The 217-nt window shown below is 61.8% G+C and carries 1 protein-coding gene; it reads right to left on the reverse strand.

All coding sequences use genetic code 11. The annotated features are described in order from the left end of the window. Nucleotides 1-4 precede the first annotated feature (4 nt). Nucleotides 5-217, reverse strand: a 213-nt coding sequence (locus tag OSB52_RS24740) for an integrase core domain-containing protein (RefSeq protein WP_266063982.1), incomplete at its 5' end; no start/stop codon positions are given.

The following is a 217-nucleotide window of genomic DNA, read 5'->3' on the forward strand; positions in this document are numbered from 1 at the left end:
TGAATCACCCCAAGTTTTGTGCCGCCTCCAATGTGGGGGTTTGCTCGGTGGTGAGTCCAGCGTAGTAGCTGGCCTCGTACTCGTTGGGTGGGATCAGGCCGATGCTCGAGTGCAGCCGGCTGCAGTTGTACCAGTCGACCCACGCTGCGGTGGCGTACTCGACGTCGGCGATGGTCTTGTAGGGGCCCTGGTGGAAGATCGTCGTGCGGATGCACTC

Source organism: Gordonia aquimaris (genome assembly GCF_026262595.1).
GTDB lineage: Bacteria > Actinomycetota > Actinomycetes > Mycobacteriales > Mycobacteriaceae > Gordonia > Gordonia tangerina.